We start from the raw sequence: 24,291 nt of genomic DNA on the forward strand, positions 1-24,291 counted from the left end.
TGCTTGCGCCACAGGAAAATATTCCCGCGCGGCTGTTAAATTTGCAGCTCCTGTTGGACAAGCCCGATGCCGTTTCGTAACCTATCTGAGACCTAAGAGCGGTTTCTAGGCGGCTCGCTAACTCCCGTTGTGAGGACGAAAACTTGAGGCATGCCCGCGCGCACCGGCCCGCAAGTCGTTTCAAGCGACCCGTAGTAGGTGCAATAGCGAGCCTGGCCTTGTTCTCCGGGCTTCTGGCGGGCAGTGTGCAGGCGGATCCCGCCGCGGACGCGCTGGCAAAGCTCAATGAGTTGTCGCGGCAGGCCGAGCAGACCACCGAGGCCATGCACTCCGCGCAGCTGGATCTCAACAACAAGCTGGCAGCACAGGAAGCAGCCGAGAAGAAGCTCGCAGATGACCAGGCTGCAGCAGATCTCGCCAAGTCTCAGCTGGCAACATTCCAGACCTCGGTGAACAAAGTTGCTGCCGCGCAGTACATGGGGGGTCGCACCTCCGGCGTGGACGCGATCCTGACCGCGGATTCTCCGCAGAATCTGATCGAGCAACTCGCGGTGCAGCGGGTGATGGCCACCGAGATGTCCGCGCAGATGCACAACTTCCGGTCGGTCGGTGCGAAGGCCGCCGCCGCCGAGCAGGCATCGGCGAAATCGGCCGCCGACGCCAAGACAGCGGCCGAGCAGGCCGCCGCAGTGCGCGCCGATCTGCAATCCAAGCAAAGTCAACTACAAGTTCAGATCTCGATCGTCAAGTCGCAGTACCAGGCGCTGACGCCGGGTCAGCGCGAGGCGCTCGCGGCTGCCCCACCCGCCCCACCGGCACCGGCGCCGGGTGCGTTGCCACCAGCCAATGATCCGGGCGTGTTGGCGGCCCCGCCGAACGGCATTCCGCCCGGTGACATCGCCCCGCCCGAGGCCTCGATTCCGGGTGGCTCGCCCAACGGCCATTCCGGCACCGTCATCCAGGCCGCACTGAGCCGGATCGGCTCACCGTACTCATGGGGAGGGTCGGGCCCCAGCGCCTTCGACTGCTCGGGTCTGGTGATGTGGTCGTTCCAGCACGCCGGCATCTCGTTGCCGCACTCCAGCCAGGCGATGGCCCGTGGCGGTCAGCCGGTCTCGTCGGATCAGATGCAGCCCGGTGACGTGGTGACCTACTACTCGGACGCCTCGCACGTCGGCATCTACATCGGCGACGGGATGATGGTGCATGCGTCGACCTATGGCACCCCGGTTCGGGTCGCCCCGGTCAACAATGCGCCGATCTACAACGTCCGCCGGTACTGACCCGACGGGTTACCGGCGCCCGGTTCTTGCCGTAGTGCTGCTGGCCGAAATCGGCGTCGCTGCGGCGCTGCTGGCCATGCCGCAGCCGCCGCCCACTGCGCCGGACGTGAATCCTGGCACCGCGACGGTCTCGGCGACCCCGGACACCTCGATGGCGCTGCCCGACGGGCGCAGCGCGCAACTCGTCGCGCTGGGCGGTCAACACAGCGCTGCGCTACTGGACCGCATCCGCACCGAGCTGCCCGGCGCTGTCGAGGCGGTGACGGCATTCTGGGGCCCGGACTGGCCACGCGACATCGTGATCGCGGTCGCCGGGTCGGCTGACCAGTTCCGAGTCCTTGCAGGCGGAGTCGAAGACATCGCTGCGACCACCACGGCGGACCGCATCATGTTTGCTCCCGGGGCGGCCGGCATGAGCCCGGCCGCACTACGAATTGTGCTGCGCCACGAGCTTTTCCACTACGCTGCCAGATCGCAGACGGCCGCGGATGCACCCCGGTGGCTCACCGAGGGCGTGGCCGACTACGTCGGCCGCCCACCTGCCGACGCTCCGGAGCAGGCCGATGCACTCGGACAGCTGCCCACCGATACCGACCTAGACAGCCCGGGCGCCGCGCGGTCGTTGGCCTACGACCGGGCCTGGTGGTTCAGCCGCTACGTCGCCGAGGTCTACGGTGCTCCGAAGCTGCGCGAGCTGTACCTGCGGGCGTGCGGATTCGGCCATCCCGACGTGGCGACCGCCGTGCGTGACACATTGGGCGCAGATCTCGACGCGGTAGTCGCCGGTTGGCGGCTGTGGCTGAGAAGCTAGCCTGATCGCCGATGGGTAAAGAGACGGTGCGATGACGCGGGTTTTGTTGGTCACCAACGACTTTCCACCGCGCCGCGGAGGCATCCAGTCTTACCTGGAGGCACTCGTCGGTGAATTGAGCCGATCCGGAACCCACGAGCTCACGGTGTACGCGCCGAAGTGGAAGAACTCAGATGCGTACGACGAGCAGGCGGGCTACCGGATCGTCCGGCACCGCAGCACCCTGATGCTGCCCGAGCCGACCGTCGCCGCCCGCATGCACCGGCTCATCGGCGAGCACGGCATCGAGACGGTGTGGTTCGGAGCGGCCGCGCCGCTTGCCCTACTGGCCCCGCTGGCGCGTCGTGCCGGGGCAACCCGCGTGGTGGCCAGCACTCACGGCCACGAGGTGGGCTGGTCGATGCTGCCGGTGGCGCGCAGCGCACTGCGCCGCATCGGTGACGACGCCGACGTGATCACGTTCGTCAGCCGCTACACCCGCGGCAGGTTCGCGTCCGCGTTCGGCCCCGACGCCGCGCTGGAACACCTTCCGCCCGGGGTGGACACCGACAAGTTCGTGCCAGATCCGGTGGCCCGCGCGCGGCTACGCGACCGCTATCGGCTGGGGGACCGGCCGGTGGTGGTGTGTCTGTCGCGGCTGGTGCCGCGCAAGGGACAGGACATGCTGATCCGGGCACTGCCGGCGATCCGCCGGAAAGTCCCCGACACCGCGCTGGCCATCGTCGGCGGAGGTCCGTATCTGGCGACGTTGCAACGCTTGGCCGAACACCACGGCGTGGTCGAGCACGTCGTGTTCACTGGCGGGGTGCCCGCAGCGGAACTGCCAGCACACCATGCGATGGCCGATGTGTTCGCCATGCCGTGCCGCACCCGCGGTGCGGGACTCGACGTCGAGGGCCTCGGCATCGTGTACCTGGAGGCCTCGGCGTGCGGGGTGCCGGTGGTGGCGGGCATGTCCGGAGGTGCACCGGAGACCGTGCTCGACGGGAAGACCGGCACGGTCGTCGACGGCACCGATGTCGACGCTGTCGCGACGGGAGTAGCGGATCTGCTCGCCGACCCCGGCCGGGCTGCTGCCATGGGCGTGGCGGGCCGGCACTGGGCGGTGGACAACTGGCAGTGGCGGGCCAAAGGGGCCCGCCTCGCCGAACTGTTGGCGGCGCGCTAGCCGTAGAGCGCAGCGATATCGGCGGCGAACTTCTCGGCCACCACCTTGCGCTTGACCTTCAGCGTGGGGGTGAGCTCGCCGGTGTCCTCGGTGAAGTCCACCGGCAGGATCCGAAACTTTCGGATTGCCTCGGCATTCGACACCGCCTGGTTGGCGTCCTTGACCGCCAGGTCGACCTCTGCGGTCAGATCCGGATCCTCGGCCAGGTCGGCCACCGAGGCGTTGCCGTTCTTTCCGTTCCGTTCCTTCCACCCGTCGAAGGCTTCCGGATCGATGGTGATAAGCGCGGCGATGAACGGTTGTTTGTCGCCGACGCACATGGCCTGGCTGATCAACGGGTGTGCCCGCAGCCGGTCTTCGAGCAACGCGGGGGCGACGTTCTTGCCGCCCGCGGTCACGATGATCTCCTTCTTACGCCCGACGATGGTCAGGAAGCCGTCATCGTCGATGGCGCCCAGATCGCCGGTATGGAACCAGCCGTCATCGTCGATCACCGCCTTCGTCTCGGACTCGTTGTTCCAGTACCCGTCGAACACCACGCCGCCCTTGACCAGCAGCTCGCCATCGTCGGCGAGGCGCATGCTGTTGCCGGGCACCAGCTTTCCGACCGAGCCGACCTTGAGGTCGTCGACCCGGTTCACGGTGATCGCGGCGCTGGTCTCGGTGAGCCCGTAACCCTCGTAGATGGACAGGCCGACCCCGCGGTAGAAATGCCCGAGCCGTTCGCCCAGGGGTGCGCCGCCGGAGATCGCCGCCCGGCACTCGCCGCCCAGCGCGGCGCGCAGCTTGCCGTAGACCAGACGGTCGAACACCGCGTGCTTGGCCCTCAGCAGCAGGCCTGCTGTGCCCTTTTGGTCCTGCGCGCGGCTCCACTCGATCGCGGTGTCGGCAGCGATCTGGAAAATCTTGCCCTTGCCGTCGTTGCGGGCGTTCTGCTCGGCGGTGTTGTACACCTTCTCGAACACGCGCGGAACCGACACCACGAGCGTCGGCTTGAACACCCCGAAGATCGGAACCAGGTTCTTGATGTCGCTGGTGAAACCGAGCGTGACCTTGTTGGCGAACGCTGCGATGGTGATGGCCCGGGCCAACACGTGGGCCAGTGGCAGGAACACCAGCATCCGCTCGCCCTTGGCCAGCTGGTCGGGGAAGCACGCCTTGGCGCCACGGATCTCGTAGAGCAGATTCGAATGGGTCAGCTGGCAGCCCTTGGGCTGTCCGGTCGTGCCCGAGGTGTAGATCAACGTCGCCGGATCAGCGGATTTGATTCCGGCCAGCCGCGCTTCAAGCTCGGAGCGGTCGACGGAGCGCCCCGCCTCTGCCAGCGCTTCCAGGGCAGGCGTTCGCCCGCCGTCGACCGTGAACACCTTGAGCCCGGGCAGGTTGAGCTGTTCGACCTTGTCGGCGTGCGCGTCGGTCTCGGCGAACACCACCGCCGCGGCGGAATTTTCGAGCACGAAACGCACCTGTTCGGCCGCGGAGGTTTCGTAGATCGGCACAGTTACCGCGCCGACCGACAGGATCGCCAAGTCGATGATGGGCCATTCGTAACGGGTGGCCGACAGGATCGCAACGCGGTCGCCGGGCTGAACCCCTTCGGCGATCAGACCCAGTGCCGTTGAACGAATTTGGTCGGCAGCCTGGGCGCACGTCACGTCGGTCCAGGATCCATCGACGAGCCGGCGGAAGATCACATGGGCAGGGTCGTCAGCTTCATGGGCGTACACCGAGCTGACGATGTTGTCGCGCTCGCCGACGGCAAATGATGCGGGCACGCTGTATTCACGGATGTACTCACGCACGATCCTGCCCTCCAGGCTTGGTGTAGTGGCTTTGCGGGTCAGCCTAGTCGGCCCGGGTACGCCGATGGCGGCGCATATGTGAAGCTATTCGGCGATGAACAGCATTCAGATCGCTGACGAAACCTTCGTTGCCGCCGATCCGGTCGCGGTGGGTGAGGCGGTGGCCGATACCGCTAGTTGGCGGCGATGGTGGCCCGACCTCGGGCTGGCGGTCGTCGAGGACCGGGCGGACAAGGGGCAGCGCTGGGCGGTTACCGGGGCGTTGACCGGCACGATGGAGATCTGGCTGGAGGAAATGCTCGACGGGGTCATCCTGCATTACTTCCTGCATGCCGAGCCCGCGGGTGTGACAGCGCACCAGCTCGCGCGGATGGACCTGGCCAAGATGAATCACCGCCGCCGGGTGTCCGGCAAGACGATGGCCTTCGAGATCAAGCAACGGCTCGAGGCGTCCCGCCCGATCGGCGTCTCCCGGCTGGCCTGAGAGTGCGTCCAGGCTGGTCCGGGGGAGTAGATTTCTTGCGGTGGCGGACAAGACTACGCAGACCATCTATATCGATGCCGATCCATCGACGGTGATGGACGTCATCGCCGACATCGGTTCGTATCCGGAGTGGGTCAAGGAGTACAAGGAAGCCGAGGTACTCGAAGCCGACGACGAGGGTTACCCGAAGACGGCCCGGCTGGTGCTCGACGCCGCGGTGCTCAAGGACACCATGGTGTTGGCCTATGTCTGGCCGCCCGACCACAAGTCGGTGACCTGGTCGCTGGTATCGAGCTCGTTGCTGCGGTCGCTGGAGGGGGCATACCGGTTGGCGCCCAAGGGATCCGGCACCGATGTCACCTACGAATTGTCGGTCGATCTGATGATCCCGATGATCGGCCTGCTCAAACGCAAAGCCGAGCGGAGGCTCACCGACACCGCGCTGAAGGACCTCAAGAAGCGAGCCGAGGTGCAGTGAGTGCCCGCTCGGATCAGCTTGTTCGTCGGCAAGGGCGGCGTCGGTAAGTCAACGCTGGCGACGGCCACCGCCGTGCGCGACGCGCGGTCCGGCCTGCGGGTGCTCATCGTTTCCACCGATCAGGCACATTCCACCGGCGACGTGCTCGGCGCCACCGTCACCCCGACCGGGCAGCGGTCGCCGACGCGGGTGCTCACCGATATGGACACCGGGTTGGCCGACGCCGGCGGTTTTCTCGATGCGCTGGCACTGGACACCCTGGCGCTTCTCGAAGCGCGCTGGACCGAGATCGCCGCGACGCTCTCGGCGCGGTTTCCCGAGTCGGATTTGGGAGATGTTGCCCCCGAAGAACTTTCGGCGCTGCCGGGGATCCAGGAAGTGCTCGGCCTGCATGAAGTGGGCGAGCTTGCCGGTTCCGGGCAGTGGGATCACGTCGTGGTGGACTGTGCGTCCACCGCCGACGCGTTGCGCATGCTGACCCTGCCCGACACCTTCGGTCTGTACCTGGAGCGGGCCTGGCCCCGGCACCGCAGGTTATCCGGCAACGACAACGCGGCCACCGCGGCGATCGTGGCCCTGCTCGAGCGCGTCGACGCCGGTATCCGGCACCTCGGATCGCTACTCACCGATGGATCGAGGGTCACCGCCCACCTGGTGCTGACCCCGGAGCGGGTGGTGGCCGCCGAGGCGGCCCGGACCGTGGGTTCGTTGGCGCTGATGGGCGTCGAGGTGGCTGAACTGATCGTCAATCAGGTTCTGGTGCAGGATGATTCGTTCGAGTACCGGAACCTGCCCGCGCACCCGGCGTTCGACTGGTATGCCGAGCGCATTTCCGAACAGCAGACGGTGCTCGACGAACTCGACGCCACCATGGGCGACGTTGCGCTGATCCTGGTTCCACATCTGGCCGGTGAGCCGATCGGGCCCAAGGCGCTCGGCGAGCTGCTCGACAGTGCGCGGCGGCGCGACGGGTCGCCGCCGCCCGGGCCGTTGCGCCCTGTTGTGGACCGGGAATCGGGGTCCGGGCTCGAAGCGGTGTACCGAATGCGGCTAGAGTTGCCGCAGGTCGACTCCGCCGGGCTGACGCTGGGCCGGGTCGACGACGACTTGATCATCGGCGTCGGCGGTATGCGGCGCCGGGTCCGGTTGGCGTCCGTCTTGCGGCGATGCATCGTGACGGACGCGCAGTTGCGGGGTGGCGAGCTGACGGTGCGTTTCCGTCCGAATCCGGAGGTGTGGCCGGCATGACTGGGTCTCATCCCGATCTCGGTCCGGAGCTGCGGCAGCTGGCCCAGGCGATCTTCGAGCGACTCGATCCCGCGGTTCGGATGGCGGCCGCGCAGCTCGCGGCGACGACAGCAGGCGGCCCCGGCAAATGCCAGCAGGTGTGGTGCCCGGTTTGCGCACTGGCCGCCGTGATCAACGGCGAACAGCATCCGCTGCTCGGGATGATCGCCGAGCACAGCGTGGCACTCCTGGCGGTGATCCGGGCGTTGCTCGACGACGCCGACAGCCCGCCGGACAATCCCGACGGCGGACCGGATTTCCCGTCGCCCGACGATGCGCCGCCACCGTCGGGACCGGGCCGCTACCAGCACATCCCCGTCACCGTCGAAGACTGAGATCGGCGCGACCGTCCGGCCGTCGTGTGGTAGCCACAACACGGCCTGGGTACAGTTGTGCCAGAGCATCGCCCGGTGCGCCCAAGGTGGAGGGTCCATGTGGTACTGGCTTTTCAAGTTCATCTTCATGGGACCTTTGCTGTCCTTGCTCGGACGGCCGAAAGTCACTGGGTTGGAGCATGTTCCACCCACCGGCGCGGCTATCCTGGCCAGTAATCACCTGGCCGTCGCGGACAGCTTCTACAAGCCCCTGGTAGTGCGGCGCCGGATCACTTTCCTGGCCAAATCGGAATACTTCACCGGAACCGGTCTGAGGGGCTGGTTCAAGCGTTGGTTCTTCACGGCGGCCGGCCAGGTGCCGATCGACCGGACGGACGCCGACGCCGCCCAGGCGGCGCTGGACACCGCCGCACGCGTCCTCGGCGAGGGAAAGCTGCTCGGGATGTATCCCGAGGGCACCCGCTCGCCGGACGGCCGGCTCTACAAGGGCAAGACCGGGCTGGCCCGGCTGGCGTTGGAGACCGGTGTGCCCGTCATCCCCGTCGCGATGATCGGAACCGACACGGTGAACCCACCCGGCAGCAAGATGTGGTGGTTCGGCCGGGTCGAGGTCCGGTTCGGCAAGCCGATGGACTTCAGCCGGTTCGAGGGATTGGCAGGCAACCGGTTCATCGAGCGCGCGGTGATCGATGAGGTGATGTACGAGTTGATGGGCCTGTCCGGGCAGGAGTACGTCGACCTGTACGCCGCCGACGTCAAGGAGAATGCGGAAAAGGCCGTCGCTGCCAAGCCCGCCGCGCGGATGCCGCAGTCCGCCGCGGGTTAGTTGCGCACGAGAGGTTCGGCCGCCGTCACGGCCGTGCGGTCGCGAGCCAGCGAGGCCGACACCACACCGGTCACCACGATCACCGCGAGCGCCCACCACACATAAGAACCGCCGGCCAACTGTCGCCACAGCGATGCGGTGGTCTCCTTGTGTTCGGGCAGGAGGTCGATCGGCGTCCAGACCAGCAGGGCGATGCCGGCCAGGGTCAGCGCGGTCAGTAGTGCGTTGCGGCGCTGATAGGCCACGATGCCGGTCACCAGCAGGGTCGGCAGCGCCCACACCCAGTGATGCGACCACGACACCGGCGAGACCACCAGGCCGAACATCGCCACGCAGATCAATGCCAGCACTGACGACTCGCTTGTCGCACTGCGCAGCGCGCGCCGCGCCGCCCACACGGTCAGGGCCAGCACCGCGAAGCAGGCCAGCATCCACAGCAGGAAGCGCGGGCCCTCACCGAGACCGAGCCTCGCCAGTGCCCCGGCGATGTTCTGATTGGTGTTGAGCGTCGCGGTCCCGATCCGGTCGGTGTTGCGCACCGTCTGGGTCCAGTACTCCAGGGAGTCGGTCCACGCCAGCACGAATCCGGCCAGCGTCGCGACGATTGCGGCCGCCGCTGTCCGCAACAGGCTGTGCACGTCGCGGCGCAGCACGAAGTACAGGAGGAAGACCGCCGGGGTGAGTTTGAGCGCGATCGCCAGCCCGAGCAGCACGCCGCGGGGCCACGGGGTGCGCCGCGGTACGCAATCGGCGATGACGAGAGTCATCAGCACCACATTGATCTGGCCGAATTCGAAGTTGGACCGGATCGGCTCCAGATGGATCACCGCCGGCGCGACCACCGCCGCCGCCAGCCAGCAGCGGCGCAGCCACGCCGGCTCGGAGGTGACGGTGGTGTGCGGCCACACATCGAGCCGGGTGAGCACGATGACCGTCGACACGATCAGCAGCAGCAGCGTGGTGATCGTGATCGCCCAGCTCGCGGCGGGCAGCGAGAGCCACGCGAACGGGGCGAACGCGATGGCCGCCAGCGGGGGATAGGTGAACGGAAGATCGAGGCCGCCCTCGGTGTGGAAGATTGCGCCGTCGGCGTACAGCGGCCGGCCGTCCAGCCAGGCCCGGCCGCCCATCCGGTACACGTCGATATCGATGCGGTAGGGCACCGTGCGCAGCAGTTGCCAGCCGACCCAGACCAGCGCCGCCAGGGTGAGCAACTGGAAAAGCCGCCATGCGATGGTCGGTGCCCAACCAGCCCAACCATCCCGGCCAGGCGACTGCCGCTTACTCATGTTCTCAACAGACTATCCGTGGCGACGGCGAGTAGCCGCATCCACGGTCCCGACGCGCGCCCGTCGGCGTAAGTTCTCTCAGCGTGCATGCGACCATCCAGTTGGATTTCGTCACCCGCGATCGCCTGCCGTTGCTGTGTTGCCTGGTGGCCTTCATTCTCACGTTTTTCGTCACCCGCACCGTCGTGCGGTACATCCGAAAACATGCCGGTGGCGACCAACCGCCCAAATGGTGGCAGCCGCGCAATATCGGACATGGCTCGCTGCACATCCATCATGCGGTGATCGGCGTCATCCTGGTCATGGTCTCCGGGGTCACGATGGTGACCCTCGCCGTCAACGGTGGGGTGGCGGAGTTCACCGTGGCCGCGGTCTTTTTCGGCGTCGGAGCCGCGCTGGTGCTCGACGAGTTCGCGCTGATCCTGCATCTGTCCGACGTGTACTGGGCCGAGGACGGCCGCACTTCGGTGGATGCGGTGTTCGCCGCTGTGGCGGTCGCCGGGCTGTTGATCCTCGGGTTCAGCCCGCTGTCATTCTTTGATATCGGTATCTGGCGCGACGACCACACATTGGCCGCCCGTGCCATCGTGATTGCGGTCGCGGTGCTGACTCTCCTGCTGGCGGTGGTGGTGCTGCTCAAAGGCAAGGTGTGGACTGGATTGGTGGGCATGTTCATAACCCCGTTGCTCGTCGTCGGCGCGGTCCGGCTGTCCCGGCCGCATGCGCCGTGGGCGCGGTGGCGCTACACCAGCCGTCCCCGCAAGATGCACCGCGCGCTGGAGCGGGAACGCTGGCTGCGTCGTCCCGTCGTACAAGCGAAGCTGTGGTTGCAGGACGCGATCACCGGGATGCCGAAGTTCCCCGACGACGCCGCGGTCGACGAGCAGCTCGACAAAGAGATCCACGCCGCGCCTGCGCCGGCCACCCCGACCGGGCGGAGTGCCTGATGAAGTTCTTCTACGACACCGAGTTCATCGACGACGGACGCACGATCGAGCTGATCTCGATCGGTGTCGCGGCCGAGGACGGCCGCGAGTATTACGCCGTGTCGACGGAGTTCAATCCGGATCGGGCCGGCAGCTGGGTACGCAAGCATGTGCTGCCGAAGCTGCCGTCTCCGGCGTCTCAGCTGTGGCGGTCGCGCCGCCAGATCCGGACGGAGCTGGAGGATTTCTTCGACATCGACGGTGACGAGCCGATCGAGCTGTGGGCCTGGGTCGGGGCATATGACCACGTGGTCCTGTGTCAGCTGTGGGGGCCGATGACTGATCTGCCGCCCGCGATACCGCGATTCACCCGGGAGCTGCGGCAGTTCTGGGAGGAGCGCGGATCGCCGCGGATGCCACCGCGCCCGCGCGACGCACACGACGCACTGGTCGACGCGCGGCACAATCTCACCCGCTTCCAGTTGATGAGCGGTTCGGCACTCTCGCCCGGGTGGGGCACGGCACAGGCCTAGAAAAGGCCCGCTCACCGGCGGCTACCATGAACGGGTGAACTGGACCGTCGACATTCCCATCGACCAGCTGCCGCCGCTGCCGCCATTGACTGACGAACTTCGGCAACGGCTGGATTCGGCGTTGGCGAAGCCGGCCGCGCAGCAGCCGAGCTGGGACGCCGATCAGGCCAAGGCGATGCGCACGGTGCTGGAGAGTGTGCCGCCGGTGACCGTGCCGTCGGAGATCGAGAAGCTCAAGGGTCTGCTGGCCGACGTGGCCCGCGGCGAGGCCTTCCTGCTGCAGGGTGGCGACTGCGCGGAGACCTTCGTCGACAACACCGAGCCGCACATCCGGGCCAATATCCGCACCCTGCTGCAGATGGCGGTGGTGCTCACCTACGGCGCGAGCATGCCGGTGGTGAAGGTGGCCCGTATCGCGGGGCAGTACGCCAAGCCGCGCTCGGCCGATGTCGACGCACTGGGTTTGAAGTCCTACCGCGGTGACATGGTCAACGGCTTCGCGCCCGATGCCGCGGTGCGCCAACATGATCCGTCCCGGCTGGTGCGGGCCTACGCCAATGCCAGCGCGGCGATGAACCTGGTGCGGGCGTTGACGTCGTCGGGGTTGGCCTCACTGCATCTGGTGCACGACTGGAACCGCGAGTTCGTCCGGACCTCGCCCGCCGGCGCCCGCTATGAGGCGCTGGCCGGGGAGATCGACCGCGGGCTGAATTTCATGTCGGCCTGTGGCGTCGCCGACCGCAACCTGCAGACTGCGGAGATCTTCGCCAGCCACGAGGCGTTGGTGCTCGACTACGAGCGCGCCATGCTGCGGCTCTCCGACGGCACGGACGGCGCCCCCAAGCTCTACTGCCAGTCCGCCCATTACCTGTGGATCGGTGAGCGCACTCGCCAGCTAGACGGTGCGCACGTGGCGTTCGCCGAGGTGATCGCCAATCCGATCGGCGTGAAGCTGGGCCCGACCACGACGCCGGAATTGGCTGTGGAGTACGTCGAGCGCCTGGACCCGCACAACGAGCCGGGCCGGCTGACGCTTGTGACCCGCATGGGCAACAACAAGGTGCGTGACCTGCTGCCGCCGATCATCGAGAAGGTTCAGGCCACCGGTCATCAGGTGGTCTGGCAGTGCGACCCGATGCACGGCAACACCCACGAGAGCTCGACCGGCTACAAGACGCGGCACTTCGACCGCATCGTCGACGAGGTGCAGGGCTTCTTCGAGGTGCACCATGCCCTGGGCAGCCACCCCGGCGGCATCCATGTCGAGATCACGGGCGAGAACGTCACCGAGTGTCTCGGTGGGGCGCAGGATATTTCGGATTCCGATCTGGCGGGCCGCTACGAGACGGCGTGCGATCCCCGGTTGAACACCCAGCAGAGCCTGGAATTGGCGTTTCTGGTCGCCGAGATGCTGCGCGGCTAGCGAGTCTTCATTTCGGGTACCCGACCGGCATGGGTATCCGAACTGCATGGGCCTCAGTCGGGGCAGCTCTGGTGTTGTTGACCGCGGGTTGTTCGCAGGACAGCGACTTCGAACCGAACAACCGCGGGGCGGACACCGAGACCCCGGGGACCTCGGTGGACAACGCATTCATCGTGCCGGCCCATGTTCCGGGCGACTGCGCTATTCAGGTCGGCAGCGACGCCGAATTGCGTTTCACCGCGACCAACTCCAGGGCGGCGGGGTCCGAACGCCTGCTGTCGATCACCACTGACGCCGCGGACGCGGTGCAGGTGCCGTCGGGCGGTGGAGTGGACATCGAGCCCAAGGCATCGCGTGAATTCACTGCCACCATCGAGGGTTTGCATGAGGGTATCCGGCCCGCGATGTCGGTCGACGTCACGTTTCGGTTCGACCAGTCCGGAGATATCGGGCTACGGGTGCCGATCGAAGCCTGCCCCGCCCAGCAGACTTAGATGAGCAAGCCGATATTGCTGCCGAGTGTCCACGCGGCGGCGGCCGCCAGACCGGTCACCGTCAGGATCGCCACGACCCAGAACAACAAGGCCCGCTTGGCGCGCTGCCGTGCCCAATAGAACTCACTCATCTCGATACCGGCGAATTGGCTTGGCGCAGACGAATACTCGTCAGAATAGTCGTCGGAGTAGTCATCGACGGTGAGTTCACGGGTGAGCTGATGCGGCGGCGGCACATTGGTGGCCGCCTCATGGGGACGGCTGTGGAAGCGGGTCGCGGCCAGATGCTGAGCCGAGTTGCGCGGTGCCGGAACCCGGAAGGCGGGCAGCCCGAGGTCCTCGACGATGGATTCCAGCTCGCCGCTCATATCGGCCGCGTCGGCATACCGCCCGGCCGCGTCGCGTGCGGTCGCACGTCGCACCAGATCATCGAACTGCTTTGGCACCCCGGCGATTACGGTACTTGGAGCGGGTACATCGTTGTCCATTCGCTGGTAGGCCACGGCGAGCGCCGAATCGCCCGTGAACGGGGTGGCCCCGGTCAGTAATTCGTAGGTCAGGATGCCGACCGCGTACACGTCGCTGCGCGGATCGGCATCACCGGTGGCGACCTGTTCCGGTGACAGGTAGGCCGCGGTACCCAGAATCACGCTGGTGGAGGTGATCTTCGCCTCGGCGACGGCGCGAACCAAGCCGAAATCGGCGATCTTGACCTCGCCCTCATCGGAGATCAGCACGTTCTCGGGCTTGATGTCGCGATGCACCAGCCCGTTCCGGTGGGCGGTCGCGAGTCCGCCCAGGATGGGGGCCAATACCGCGGCGACCGCATGCGGGGGCATCGGCCCCCGCTCGGACAGCAACTCGCGCAGCGTCCCGCCCTCGATCAATTCCATCACCAGGAACGGGTGTTGCCGGTCATGTAGACGGTCGAGGCCCTGGTCGTACACGGCGACCAGCCCGGGGTGTTTGAGCCGGGCAACGGCGCGAGCCTCCCGCTGGAACCGGGTGAGAAAGTGCTCGTCTCCGGCGTAGCGGGAGTCCATCACCTTCAGCGCGACGGGACGGTCCAGGCGGGTGTCGAGCCCGCGGTAGACCGTCGACATCCCGCCCGTGGCGATAGGGGTGTCCACGCGGTACCGCCCGTCCAGGGCAGTGCCGACGAGTGGATCCGATTGCTGCTCCACCGGAGACATGTTACGAGTTGCCCGCGACACGCCTTAGAATCAGTGCGGTGAGCAGTATTCCGGCCGCCGATGACGTTCTGGACCCCGGCGAGGCCGTCTACGACCTACCAGAGGTCGCCGGGTTGCTCGGCGTCCCGGTCACCAAAGTGCACCAACAGCTGCGGGAGGGCCACCTGATCGCCGTACGCCGCGGTCGTGTCGTGGTGGTGCCGAAGATCTTCTTCGACGACACCGGGCAGGTGCTCAAGGCCCTTCCGGGCTTGCTGGTGGTGCTGCACGACGGTGGTTATCACAACACCGAGATCGTGCGGTGGCTCTTCACGCCCGACCCGTCGTTGACGATCACCAGGGACGGCAGCACCGAACCGCTGGCCAATGCCCGCCCGGTCGACGCATTAGATTCCCACCAGGCCCGTGAGGTGCTGCGCCGGGCCCAGGCTATGGCCTATTGACGGCGCCGCCGTCATGGCCTGCTAGGTTCCAGTTCCCGTTCCGGCTCCGGGGCCCGCGACAGCGAATACCACGCCACCACAGCGCATGCCGTGGTGAGCAGCACGTGCGCCCAGGAGTACATGCCGTGGGCGCCGTCGGGTTTCCACATCACCATGATCCAGGTGGAGGCGCCGGCGATCACGGCGATCGCCTGTCGGGTCTGGAGCAACGCGGCCGCCACCGCCAGCGGCCACGTGTAGTACCAGGGCAGCGCCGCCGGGACGAACAACACCACCACCAGCATGGCCAGCGCGATGCCGGTCAGCACATCGCGGTCGGTGTGGCGAAACCGCCACCACAGCAACGGAAGCGATATCGCGATGACCGCAATGCCGATGATTCTGGTGACGTCGATCACGGCGTAGAAGTTGACCGGAAACAGCAGGCCGCCAATGACGTTGATGAGGTTGGCGGTCGCGGTCGGCACGGTCAGCCAGTTGATGATCTTGACGTTGCCCGCGGCAAGGGCGGACAGCCAGCCCAGCCCGACGCCTGCGAGCCATGACATCACTGTGAACACCGCCGCGAAGATCGCTATCGAGGCCGCGGTCGCGATCGCGAACGCGCGCACCGGCGGGTAATCGCGGCGGTCGCGCAGCTGATGCATCCACACCCACACCATGAACGGAAGGGCAAGTCCGGCGGTCGCTTTCACGGCCACGGCCATGGCGATCAGGCCGACACCCCAGACCGGGTGGCGCTGAAACGTCAGCGCGATACCGGCCATCATCAGTCCGACCATCAGCATCTCGTTGTGCACGCCGCCCATCAGATGGATGATCACCAGCGGATTGAGCACGCAGATCCACAGCGCGGCAGCGCCGCTGGTGCCGATGTGGCGGGCGATCCGCGGGGCGGCCCAGATCAGCAACGCCAGGCCGGGCAGCATGCACAGGCGCAGCAGCATGGTGCCCGCGACGATGTCATTGCCGACCAGCATGGTGACGAATTTCGCGACCATGATGAATGCCGGGCCGTACGGCGCAGTCGTCGTCGTCCAGATCGGGCTTACGTTGTCCAGCAAGATATTCGGGTTGTCGACCGGCCCCACCACATAGGGATCGAAGCCGTCGCGCAAAAGCGCGCCCTGAGCCAGATACGAGTAGGTGTCCCGGCTGAACAGCGGCACGCTCAGCAGTAGCGGCGCCAGCCAGAATCCGGTGGTGGCCACCATCGTGTACTCGGTGGCGGTGCGGTCGATCACTCGTCGGCCCAGCCACAGCCAGGCGATCAGCATCACCGCGACGCCGGTCCACAGCAGCACCGAGGACAGCACGAGGCCGTGGCCGAACCGCAGCCAGGACAGGTGCAGCGATTCCAGCAGTGGGTCGTGCAACCGGGTGCTGCCCGCGCCGAGTCCGCCGATCGTGAGCAGGGCTGCACCAAGGCATCCGAGCCGGGCCGGACGCGCCTCGGCCGACACGGCGAAGGCGGCCAATCGTGAGATATGTTGTGCCAGACCGCTGTTCGGGGTCTGGGCTGGGTTGAGGGTTGTCATTCTCCTATGCCGACCGGTTGGCGGCCAATCGGGCGAGCTCGGCCAGGCCCGTCTTGGCCTGGGCGTGCACCGGGGCGGCGGCGAGCACGTCGAGCGCGCGACGGGTGAGCAACGCGATGTGATCCTCCACGGCGGCCAGCGCGCCGACCGATTCGATGGCCTCGCACAACTCACGGACCGCAGAATCGGAGAGTTCGGTGCCGATGGACGTGCGCAGCAGCTTCGCCGCCGCGGGGTCGGACTTGTCCGCCAGCTCGAGCGCTTCGGCCAGCAGGACCGTGCGCTTACCCGACCTCAGGTCGTCGCCCGAGGGCTTGCCGGTCACCGCCGGGTCACCGAAAACGCCGAGAACGTCGTCGCGCAGCTGGAAGGCGACCCCGAGATCGTTGCCGATCCGGTGAAAGATCTCCTGGACATCGGGCCGGTCGGCGGCTGCGGCGGCTCCCAGCTGCAGCGGCCGGAGCACGGTGTAGGAGGCGGTCTTGTAAGTGTTGACGTTCATCGCCGAGGCCACTGACTCCGCACCGCTGGATTCGGCGACGATGTCGAGGTATTGGCCACCGAGCACCTCGGTGCGGATGTGTTGCCACACCAGCTGGACCCGCCGGTGCGCGTCGACCGGCAGGTCGACGGTTGCCACGATGTCGTCGGCCCATGCCAGGGCCAGGTCACCGGCCAGGATCGCCGCGGACAGACCGAACTGTTTGGCGGAGCCATGCCAGTTGCGGGCGCGGTGCTGTTCGGTGAACAGGCGGTGCACCGTGGGCAGGCCGCGTCGGGTGGCCGAATCGTCGATGACGTCGTCGTGCACCAGTGCACAGGCCTGCAACAACTCCAGGGCCGCGAACAGTCGCAACACGCCGGGATCGGCTGGGGCATCCGGCGGTTCAGCCACCGCCCGCCAGCCCCAATAGGCGAATGCGGGGCGCAGCCGTTTCCCGCCGCGCAGGACGAACTCCTCAAGGGCCGCAGTCAGCTCTGCGTAATCCGATCCGATGTACGCGCAGTCACGTCGACGCTCGCGCAGATACTCACGCAACTGTTCGGTGACGGCGGTGGCCAACTCGACGGCTGACGGTGCCGCTGCTTCCACGCTCAGCGCCGGCCCCTTTCCATGTCTGCTCTTCTGGCCCCCGAGTGCATTCAGCGTAGAGCGTGCCGCAGGTGCGGTGGCAAGCGAGGATGCTTGAGAGCGCCGCTGATCAGTCGTCCGCCGGAACCGGAGCGCCCGGTTTGGGGCTGCGGTCCCGGCTGGCCCAGGCGAGCGCCGCGATGACGCCGGCAACCAGGAAGGCGCCGACGATCAGCCAGATGGCGGCTGTGGTGAATGACCGCGCGCTGGGGTCGGTGTAGCGGGCCTGGGCATTCATCGTGCTCACCACACCAGGGCGCAGCTTCCATTCCACGATCGAAGAGCTGACCTGATCGCCGTTGGTCGAGGTGACCTCGCCGGGGAAGGACACCGCCAGCAGCACGTCGGCCTCTGGATCATTCATCGAGGTGAGGTCGACGCGGCCTTCGAGGATCACCAGATCGCCGGCCCGCCGCAGCGAGATGTCCACGCCGGCAGCGTCGCGGTTCATGTTCGCCAGCTGCGGCAGTTCGGCGAACGTGAGATCGGAGAACACCGCCTGCGAGCCTACGTAGTCGTCGCGGCTGTACTCCGAAACCGCCACCTTCGTGGCGAACGGCAGGTTGTTGAGTAGCTGCGGGCCCTTGTCCTCGGGATTGCGCGGTTTCGCCGCGGCGACGATCTGACCCGACACGCGGTCGTCGGGCGACACCGTGATGGAAGCCCGGACCCGGACGCACCCGACCGCCATCGGTAGAAGCAGTAGCAACATCACCAGCGCCACCAGCCTGCGGCGGCTGTGGTGGCTGGGTCGGCGGACGCGCACGCTGGTCATCGTGCCAGATAGAGGCCCCGATATTCGACCCGACGTTTCGACAGGTGTCTACAGCGGCAGGGTGCGGCCGAGGATCGCGAACGCTCTGGGGTCTCCGGCGAAGTGGTAGCCGCGGATGACATCGGTGAAGCCGAGGCGCCGGTACAGTCGCCAGGCCCGGTTGCCTTCGCCGTTGATTTCCGGGGTGGACAGCAGGACGTGAGATTCACCACGGCCGGTGAGCAACCGCCTGGCCAGGGCCTCGCCGAGTCCTCGGCCCTGGGCGCGGGGATCGATGTGCAATTCGGTGAGTTCGAAATAGCTTGTCATCAATTCAGTGATGCGGGCCGGGCTGGTGCCTACCCGGCGCAGACCCGAGACGACCTGCTGCTGCCACCACTGATCGGGAGCGCCGCAGTAGCCGTAGGCAATTCCGAGCAGCGGCGCGTTGAGCACGTCGGCGCTGGTCGGTGCAGTGTCCGGAGCTGGATTCTCAATCGCGGCGACGGCTTTCCAGCCCATGCGACGGGTGTGTTCGAGCCACAGGGCTGCCCGTTGATCCTCGGTGCCGCGTGGATATCGCATGGCCTCCACGTAGACCCGCAGCGCGTCGGCCAGCCGACGCTGCATGTCGTCGGGCGACAGATCGATGAGATAGGCCGCCAATTCTGTTGCCTTCCCCGAGCGCTCAGGAGTCTTCGATCTCATTATCTGTAGTCATTATCCGGTGGTGAGGCGGTCCCTCCCACCCGCGCCGGACGTCCTACAATCGACTGCGAACAAGGTGGTACGGCTCGGATCGACCTCGTATCATGACTGTTAGGTGCCCGTAATTGCGGGCGTACACGACTTTTGACGGCGGCGTCGGCAAGGAGGGACGAATGCCACTCTCCGATCATGAGCAGCGCATGCTCGACCAGATCGAGAGCGCGCTCTACGCCGAGGACCCGAAGTTCGCTTCGAGTGTCCGGGGCGGGACTCTACGCGCGCCGTCGGCTCGGCGCAGACTGCAGGGCGCGCTGCTGTTCATCGCCGGCTTGGCGATGTTGGTGGTCGGCGTGGCGGTCAAGGCCACCATGATCGGTGGCTTCCCGATTCTGTCGGTCATCGGTTTCGTGGTGATGTTCGGCGGCGTGGTCTTCGCGATCACGGGCCCACGGGTGGCCGGTGGGCGGGATGGCGCCGCGGCGCCGGGCAGCGCGCCGAAGCAGCGCCGCCAGCGTGGCAATGGATCGTTCACCAACCGTATGGAGGATCGCTTCCGCCGTCGGTTCGACGAGTAGACCACCGAGCGGTTCCGGGGTAGCCCATGTGGGCTACCCCTTTTTTGTGCCTTTGGGCCCGTCGTGCGACACGCGGCGGGTCGGCGCTGCTTTTCCTCCCCACAACGCCCCACCCCTCCATCGCATCGGTTCACCTGCGGGTTTCCTGTCTGCGACGCTCAACGCGCGCCGCCACACCGCTGTTTGAGGGCGCTTTTCGCTGCTCGTGTGGGGAGAACAGGCGAACTCTTGACATCAAATGGAGCAAAGTGGGGAATCGTGGGGTAAAGTGGCGGCCAGCGGGGAGATCGGAGCCCCCGTTGGGCGAATACGAAGCGACTCGGGATCCGAACCGGGTGGCGGGGAGGTGGCCAGATGTTTCTGGGTACCTACACGCCCAAGCTCGACGACAAAGGGCGGCTCACGCTGCCCGCCAAGTTCCGCGACGCGCTGGCAGGAGGGTTGATGGTCACCAAGAGCCAAGATCACAGCCTTGCTGTCTATCCACGTGACGAGTTCGAGAAACTGGCCAGGCGTGCATCGCAGGCTTCCCGGAGTAATCCGGAGGCCCGCGCGTTCCTGCGCAGCCTGGCCGCGGCAACCGATGAGCAGCACCCCGACGCGCAGGGCCGGATCACCCTGTCGGCAGACCATCGTCGCTACGCAAGCCTGTCCAAGGAATGCGTGGTGATCGGGTCGGTCGACTATCTGGAGATCTGGGACGCCCAAGCCTGGCAGGAGTACCAGCAGACCCACGAAGAGAACTTCTCCGCGGCCACTGATGAAACTCTGCGCGACATCATCTGATGCGGTCGTTCATCCGGTGGGAGGCCTGGACGTAGCCCGTGCAACGTGGTCTCTGCCCGAATCGGCCCTGGCGTACTTCCCCAACGCCAGGTCCATAGATTCGGACAGGGACCTCGGTGCAGGGGCTGTCCCTAGCGGAGGTGTTGAAGTAGTGCCCGACTCCCCAGAACCCCGAGACCACGGACACATCCCGGTCCTGCTGGACCGTTGTGTCGAACTGCTGACCCCGGCGTTGACCCGACGGAACAGCGACGGCACGGACGCCGTTCTCATCGACGCCACGCTGGGCGCCGGCGGCCACTCCGAACGTTTCCTCACCGACCTTCCCGGGCTGCGTCTGATCGGCCTGGACCGCGACCCCAATGCGCTCGCCATCGCCGGCGCCCGGCTCGCTCCGTTCGGTGACCGGGTGACGTTGGTGCGCACTCGGTACGACGGAATCGCTTCGGCGATGGCCGAATCGGGAGTGCGGCACGTCGACGGCGTGCTGTTCGACCTCGGCGTGTCGTCGATGCAGCTCGACCAGAAGCAGCGCGGTTTCTCCTACTCCGTGGATGCGCCGCTGGACATGCGGATGGATCCGGACGCTCGGTTGACCGCCGCGGAGATCCTGAACACCTACGACGCGAAGGCGCTCAGCCGGGTGCTGCGTGATTTCGGCGAGGAACGCTTCGCGGGCCGGATCGCCGACAAGATCGTCCGGCGCCGCGCCCGGCAACCGTTCACCACCACCAGTGAGTTGGTCGAGCTGCTCTACGACGCGATTCCCGCCCCGGCCCGGCGAACCGGCGGGCATCCGGCCAAGCGCACCTTCCAGGCGTTGCGCATCGCGGTCAACGGCGAACTGGACTCGCTGCGCACCGCGGTGCCCGCGGCCCTGGCGGGATTGCGGCAAGGCGGTCGGATCGTGGTGATGGCGTACCAGTCCCTTGAGGACCGCATTGTCAAACAAGCGTTCAGCACGGTCACCGCGTCGCGGACGCCGCCCGGTCTGCCGATTGAACTTCCCGGCCACGAACCGGAGTTCGTGGCGCTGACCCGCGGGGCCGAACGGGCCGACGAACAGGAGATCGACCGCAATCCACGTAGCGCCCCGGTGCGGCTGCGAGCACTTGAAAAGGTTGGGGGAAGGGGCAACTGATGAAGGTGAAGCGACCAGAACCGACGCGCGACGGCGACCGCAGGCGCGCCGCTCGTCAGCCGGTGCGCGCTGCCCAGAGGCGGGGCGGCGAAGCGCCCCCGCGCACCCGCAGACAGACCGGCCCGATCCCGCGGCCGAGAACCGGACCCGCGCGGCCGAAGAGCGCCAGCCAGGCCAAGGCCCGGGCGAAGGCACGGAAAGCCAAGTCACCCAAGGTCATCCGGCCGCCATTGCGGGAACGCCTGCTGGTCCGGCTGGCGTCTGTCGAGCTGAATCCCCGCGCGCTGATCGCCCGGGTCCCGTTCGTGGTCCTGGTGATCGCGGCGCTGGGCCTCGGGCTGGCCACCACATTGTGGTTGTCCACCGGTTCGGCCGAGCGCTCCTATCAACTCGGCCATGCCCGGCAGACCAATGAGGGCCTCCTGCAACAGAAAGAGGCCCTTGAGCGCGACGTGCTCGAGGCTCAGGCCGCCCCGGCACTGGCCGAGGCCGCCCGCAACCTCGGCATGATCCCGTCGCGCGACACCGCCCACCTGGTGCAGGATCCGACGGGCAACTGGACTGTGGTCGGGACACCCAAGCCGGCCGAAGGGGTCCCACCGCCACCGCTGAACACGCCGTTGCCCGATGACACTCCGCCGCCACCCTCGGCGCCGGCGCCACGCGTGGTCGAACCCCGCGAGATGACGGTGCGGGTTCCGCAGGCCGGCCAGCCCGCCCTGGCTCTTCCCGGGGCTGTCCCGGGCGTTGCGCCGGTCGAGGTGCCACACGGGGTGGCGGCGGCGGTACCGCCGGCCCCCGGGCCGGTGCCTCCAGCCGGGGGGCCGGCCGTGCTGCCAGTGGTGCCGCCTGAGGCGTTGCACCTGCCCGTCACCGGAGTACCTGTTGCGCCCGGCCCAGCGGCGGCCGTCGAGCAATTCACCCCAGCAGTCGCCCCGGTCGCATGAGTCGCGCCGGAGCGCCGGGCGCTCCGCGAAAGAAGGATCCCGCCGCCCAAGGACGGTCCGCGCGGGTCCGACGTACGCGCGTCGCTGTCGAAACCGGTTTGGGTAGCGCGTCTTTCGTGTTCCGGCACCGGACCGGCAACGTGGTCATCTTCGCGGTGCTGCTGATTGCGGCCGCGCAGCTGTTCACCCTGCAGGTGCCGAGGGCGGCAGGCCTGCGCGCCGAGGCGGCCAGCCAGCTCAAAGTCACCGACATCGATCCCGCGATGCGGGGCAGCATCGTCGACCGCGACAACGGGAAGCTTGCCTTCACGATCGAGGCGAGGGCACTGACCTTCCAGCCGGTCCGGGTCCGCAAGCAGTTGGCCGACGCCAAGGCCAAGTCGTCGGAGGCGCCCGACCCGAACCGCCGGCTTTCCGAGATCGCCACGGAGGTGGCCGCGCAGCTGGACAACAAGCCCGACGCCAAGACGGTGCTCAAGAAGCTCAAGAGCAATGAGACATTCGTGTACCTGGCTCGCGCAGTCGATCCCGCGATCTCCGACGCGATCACCGAGAAGTTTCCCGAAGTCGGTTCGGAGCGCCAGGATCTGCGTCAGTACCCGGGTGGTTCGCTGGCAGCCAACATCGTCGGCGGCATCGACTGGGACGGGCACGGCCTGCTCGGTCTGGAGGACTCTCTGGACGCGGTGTTGGCGGGCTCGGACGGTTCGGTCACCTATGACCGGGGTTCCGACGGCGTGGTGATCCCCGGCAGTTACCGCAACCGCCATGACGCGGTCAACGGCTCCACCGTTCAGTTGACCCTCGACGACGACATCCAGTTCTACGTCCAGCAGCAGGTGCAGCAGGCCAAGGACGCCTCGGGCGCCAAGAATGTCTCGGCGGTCGTGCTCGACGCGAAAACCGCTGAGGTGTTGGCGATGTCGAACGACACCACGTTCGACCCCTCGCAGGACATCGGCCGCCAGGAGAACCGGCAGATGGGCAATCTGCCGGTGTCCTCGCCGTTCGAGCCCGGCTCGGTGAACAAGATCGTCGCCGCATCCGCCGCGATCGAATACGGGCTGACCAATCCCGACGAGGTGTTGCAGGTGCCGGGTTCGATCGACATGGGCGGGGTCACTGTTCGGGACGCGTGGAATCACGGGGTCATGCCGTATACCACCACCGGAATCTTCGGCAAGTCGTCCAATGTCGGCACGCTGATGCTGGCCCAGCGCATCGGGCCGGATCGGTTCTACGACATGCTGCGGCGGTTCGGGCTCGGGCAACGCACCGGCGTCGGTTTGCCGGGGGAGAGTTCGGGCCTGCTGCCGCCGATCGACCAGTGGTCGGGCAGCTCGTTCTCCAACCTGCCTATCGGGCAAGGTCTTTCGATGACACTGCTGCAGATGACGGGGATGTACCAAACCATCGCCAACGACGGTGTGCGAATCCCGCCGCGGATCCTCAAATCGACGATCGGTCCGGACGGCACCAGCACCGACGAGCCGCGTCCCGAGGGGGTGAGGGTGGTGACGCCGGAGACCGCCCGCACGGTTCGCGACATGCTGCGCGCCGTCGTGCAACGCGACCCGACGGGTGAACAACAGGGCACCGGCCCGCAGGCGGCGGTCGATGGCTACCAGATCGCCGGGAAGACCGGTACCGCACAGCAGATCAATCCGGCGTGCGGCTGCTACTACGACGACGTCTACTGGATCACCTTCGCCGGGATGGCACCGGCAGACGATCCGCGGTACGTCGTCGGCATCATGATGGATGCGCCGCACCGGGCAGCCGACGGCACACCGGGATCCTCGGCGGCGCCGCTGTTCCACAACATCTCCTCGTGGTTGCTGCAACGTCACAACGTCCCGCTCTCGCCGGATCCCGGCCGGCCGTTGACCCTGGAGGCGACCTGACCCTGGCGGCCGCGAGACCGCCGATGGGTAC

25 protein-coding genes are annotated in these 24,291 nt (G+C 67.1%); 18 read left to right on the forward strand and 7 right to left on the reverse strand.

Features of this window, described 5'->3' with window-relative positions; genetic code table 11:
• Positions 1 to 143: 143 nt before the first annotated feature.
• Genes ripC through pimB form a run of 3 tightly spaced genes read left to right on the forward strand, consistent with a single transcriptional unit; the run spans position 144 to position 3,262 of the window.
• A complete protein-coding gene (gene ripC / locus ABQF30_RS19605) occupies positions 144 to 1,283 on the forward strand; it encodes a peptidoglycan hydrolase RipC (RefSeq protein ID WP_448466806.1) in 1,140 nt (379 codons plus the stop codon).
• Positions 1,252 to 2,094: a peptidase gene (locus ABQF30_RS19610; RefSeq protein WP_448466808.1), complete on the forward strand. Its 843-nt coding sequence runs from the start codon at positions 1,252 to 1,254 to the stop codon at positions 2,092 to 2,094. The genes ripC and ABQF30_RS19610 overlap by 32 nt, the downstream gene beginning before the upstream one ends.
• Before the next feature lie 31 nt (positions 2,095 to 2,125).
• Complete coding sequence (gene pimB, locus ABQF30_RS19615) at positions 2,126 to 3,262, forward strand: GDP-mannose-dependent alpha-(1-6)-phosphatidylinositol monomannoside mannosyltransferase (protein WP_448466810.1); 1,137 nt, start codon at positions 2,126 to 2,128, stop codon at positions 3,260 to 3,262.
• Here pimB and ABQF30_RS19620 read toward each other — a convergent pair.
• Positions 3,259 to 5,052: an AMP-dependent synthetase/ligase gene (locus tag ABQF30_RS19620; protein ID WP_448467251.1), complete on the reverse strand. Its 1,794-nt coding sequence runs from the start codon at positions 5,050 to 5,052 to the stop codon at positions 3,259 to 3,261. The two genes, pimB and ABQF30_RS19620, sit on opposite strands and share 4 nt — an antisense overlap.
• 106 nt (positions 5,053 to 5,158) lie before the next feature.
• Between ABQF30_RS19620 and ABQF30_RS19625 the strand changes: the two genes are divergently transcribed.
• From ABQF30_RS19625 to ABQF30_RS19645, 5 genes are all read left to right on the forward strand, one after another.
• Positions 5,159 to 5,548: a polyketide cyclase / dehydrase and lipid transport gene (locus tag ABQF30_RS19625; RefSeq protein WP_448466812.1), complete on the forward strand. Its 390-nt coding sequence runs from the start codon at positions 5,159 to 5,161 to the stop codon at positions 5,546 to 5,548.
• 40 nt (positions 5,549 to 5,588) lie between these two features.
• Positions 5,589 to 6,026 carry an SRPBCC family protein gene (locus ABQF30_RS19630; RefSeq protein WP_448466814.1) on the forward strand — a complete coding sequence of 146 codons (438 nt, stop codon included), beginning with the start codon at positions 5,589 to 5,591 and terminating at the stop codon, positions 6,024 to 6,026.
• Positions 6,027 to 7,274: an ArsA family ATPase gene (locus ABQF30_RS19635; protein WP_448466816.1), complete on the forward strand. Its 1,248-nt coding sequence runs from the start codon at positions 6,027 to 6,029 to the stop codon at positions 7,272 to 7,274.
• Positions 7,271 to 7,648, forward strand: coding sequence for a hypothetical protein (locus tag ABQF30_RS19640; protein ID WP_448466818.1), 378 nt, complete (start codon positions 7,271 to 7,273; stop codon positions 7,646 to 7,648). Before ABQF30_RS19635 ends, ABQF30_RS19640 begins: the two co-directional genes overlap by 4 nt.
• 97 nt (positions 7,649 to 7,745) lie before the next feature.
• Entirely contained in the window at positions 7,746 to 8,474 is a 729-nt protein-coding gene (locus ABQF30_RS19645) for a lysophospholipid acyltransferase family protein (protein ID WP_448466820.1), read from the forward strand.
• On the opposite strand, the gene ABQF30_RS19650 is transcribed toward ABQF30_RS19645, so the two are convergent.
• Positions 8,471 to 9,763 carry a glycosyltransferase 87 family protein gene (locus tag ABQF30_RS19650; protein ID WP_448466822.1) on the reverse strand — a complete coding sequence of 431 codons (1,293 nt, stop codon included), beginning with the start codon at positions 9,761 to 9,763 and terminating at the stop codon, positions 8,471 to 8,473. The genes ABQF30_RS19645 and ABQF30_RS19650 overlap by 4 nt on opposite strands.
• Before the next feature lie 83 nt (positions 9,764 to 9,846).
• Between ABQF30_RS19650 and ABQF30_RS19655 the strand changes: the two genes are divergently transcribed.
• From ABQF30_RS19655 to ABQF30_RS19670, 4 genes are read left to right on the forward strand one after another with little or no spacing between them, the layout of a single operon-like run.
• Positions 9,847 to 10,710: a hypothetical protein gene (locus tag ABQF30_RS19655; protein WP_448466824.1), complete on the forward strand. Its 864-nt coding sequence runs from the start codon at positions 9,847 to 9,849 to the stop codon at positions 10,708 to 10,710.
• On the forward strand, positions 10,710 to 11,222 hold the full coding sequence (locus ABQF30_RS19660; RefSeq protein ID WP_448466826.1) for a polyadenylate-specific 3'-exoribonuclease AS: 513 nt from the start codon (positions 10,710 to 10,712) through the stop codon (positions 11,220 to 11,222). Before ABQF30_RS19655 ends, ABQF30_RS19660 begins: the two co-directional genes overlap by 1 nt.
• Positions 11,223 to 11,256: 34 nt before the next feature.
• Positions 11,257 to 12,645: a class II 3-deoxy-7-phosphoheptulonate synthase gene (locus tag ABQF30_RS19665; protein WP_448466828.1), complete on the forward strand. Its 1,389-nt coding sequence runs from the start codon at positions 11,257 to 11,259 to the stop codon at positions 12,643 to 12,645.
• A 29-nt stretch (positions 12,646 to 12,674) separates the two neighbouring features.
• The gene (locus ABQF30_RS19670; protein ID WP_448466830.1) at positions 12,675 to 13,139 is read left to right on the forward strand and encodes a copper chaperone PCu(A)C domain-containing protein; all 465 of its coding nucleotides are present in this window, start codon (positions 12,675 to 12,677) and stop codon (positions 13,137 to 13,139) included.
• Here ABQF30_RS19670 and ABQF30_RS19675 read toward each other — a convergent pair.
• A complete protein-coding gene (locus ABQF30_RS19675; RefSeq protein ID WP_448466832.1) occupies positions 13,136 to 14,332 on the reverse strand; it encodes a protein kinase domain-containing protein in 1,197 nt (398 codons plus the stop codon). The genes ABQF30_RS19670 and ABQF30_RS19675 overlap by 4 nt on opposite strands.
• 38 nt (positions 14,333 to 14,370) lie before the next feature.
• Between ABQF30_RS19675 and ABQF30_RS19680 the strand changes: the two genes are divergently transcribed.
• On the forward strand, positions 14,371 to 14,775 hold the full coding sequence (locus ABQF30_RS19680; RefSeq protein WP_448466834.1) for an Rv2175c family DNA-binding protein: 405 nt from the start codon (positions 14,371 to 14,373) through the stop codon (positions 14,773 to 14,775).
• A gap of 11 nt (positions 14,776 to 14,786) precedes the next feature.
• Here ABQF30_RS19680 and ABQF30_RS19685 read toward each other — a convergent pair whose 3' ends face one another.
• The 4 genes from ABQF30_RS19685 to ABQF30_RS19700 form a co-directional block, all read right to left on the reverse strand.
• On the reverse strand, positions 14,787 to 16,313 hold the full coding sequence (locus ABQF30_RS19685) for an alpha-(1->6)-mannopyranosyltransferase A (RefSeq protein ID WP_448466836.1): 1,527 nt from the start codon (positions 16,311 to 16,313) through the stop codon (positions 14,787 to 14,789).
• Between the two features lie 4 nt (positions 16,314 to 16,317).
• The gene (gene idsA2 / locus ABQF30_RS19690; protein WP_448466838.1) at positions 16,318 to 17,406 is read right to left on the reverse strand and encodes a bifunctional (2E,6E)-farnesyl/geranyl diphosphate synthase; all 1,089 of its coding nucleotides are present in this window, start codon (positions 17,404 to 17,406) and stop codon (positions 16,318 to 16,320) included.
• Between the two features lie 109 nt (positions 17,407 to 17,515).
• Positions 17,516 to 18,220, reverse strand: a complete 705-nt coding sequence (locus ABQF30_RS19695) for an LppM family (lipo)protein (RefSeq protein WP_448466840.1) — start codon at positions 18,218 to 18,220, stop codon at positions 17,516 to 17,518.
• Positions 18,221 to 18,268: 48 nt separating this feature from the next.
• On the reverse strand, positions 18,269 to 18,865 hold the full coding sequence (locus ABQF30_RS19700) for a GNAT family N-acetyltransferase (RefSeq protein WP_448467253.1): 597 nt from the start codon (positions 18,863 to 18,865) through the stop codon (positions 18,269 to 18,271).
• 215 nt (positions 18,866 to 19,080) lie between these two features.
• Here ABQF30_RS19700 and ABQF30_RS19705 point away from each other — a divergent pair, with 215 nt between their 5' ends.
• From ABQF30_RS19705 to ABQF30_RS19725, 5 genes are all read left to right on the forward strand, one after another.
• Positions 19,081 to 19,482 (forward strand): SCO2097 family morphological protein, encoded by a 402-nt coding sequence (locus ABQF30_RS19705; RefSeq protein ID WP_448466842.1) that lies wholly within the window; start codon positions 19,081 to 19,083, stop codon positions 19,480 to 19,482.
• Between the two features lie 354 nt (positions 19,483 to 19,836).
• Positions 19,837 to 20,268, forward strand: a complete 432-nt coding sequence (gene mraZ / locus ABQF30_RS19710; RefSeq protein WP_448466844.1) for a division/cell wall cluster transcriptional repressor MraZ — start codon at positions 19,837 to 19,839, stop codon at positions 20,266 to 20,268.
• On the forward strand, positions 20,243 to 21,409 hold the full coding sequence (gene rsmH, locus ABQF30_RS19715) for a 16S rRNA (cytosine(1402)-N(4))-methyltransferase RsmH (RefSeq protein ID WP_448466846.1): 1,167 nt from the start codon (positions 20,243 to 20,245) through the stop codon (positions 21,407 to 21,409). Before mraZ ends, rsmH begins: the two co-directional genes overlap by 26 nt.
• Entirely contained in the window at positions 21,409 to 22,356 is a 948-nt protein-coding gene (locus tag ABQF30_RS19720) for a cell division protein FtsL (RefSeq protein ID WP_448466848.1), read from the forward strand. Before rsmH ends, ABQF30_RS19720 begins: the two co-directional genes overlap by 1 nt.
• A complete protein-coding gene (locus ABQF30_RS19725; RefSeq protein ID WP_448466850.1) occupies positions 22,353 to 24,260 on the forward strand; it encodes a peptidoglycan D,D-transpeptidase FtsI family protein in 1,908 nt (635 codons plus the stop codon). Before ABQF30_RS19720 ends, ABQF30_RS19725 begins: the two co-directional genes overlap by 4 nt.
• The last annotated feature ends 31 nt before the right edge of the window (positions 24,261 to 24,291 follow it).

This window comes from Mycolicibacterium sp. XJ870 (assembly GCF_053483975.1).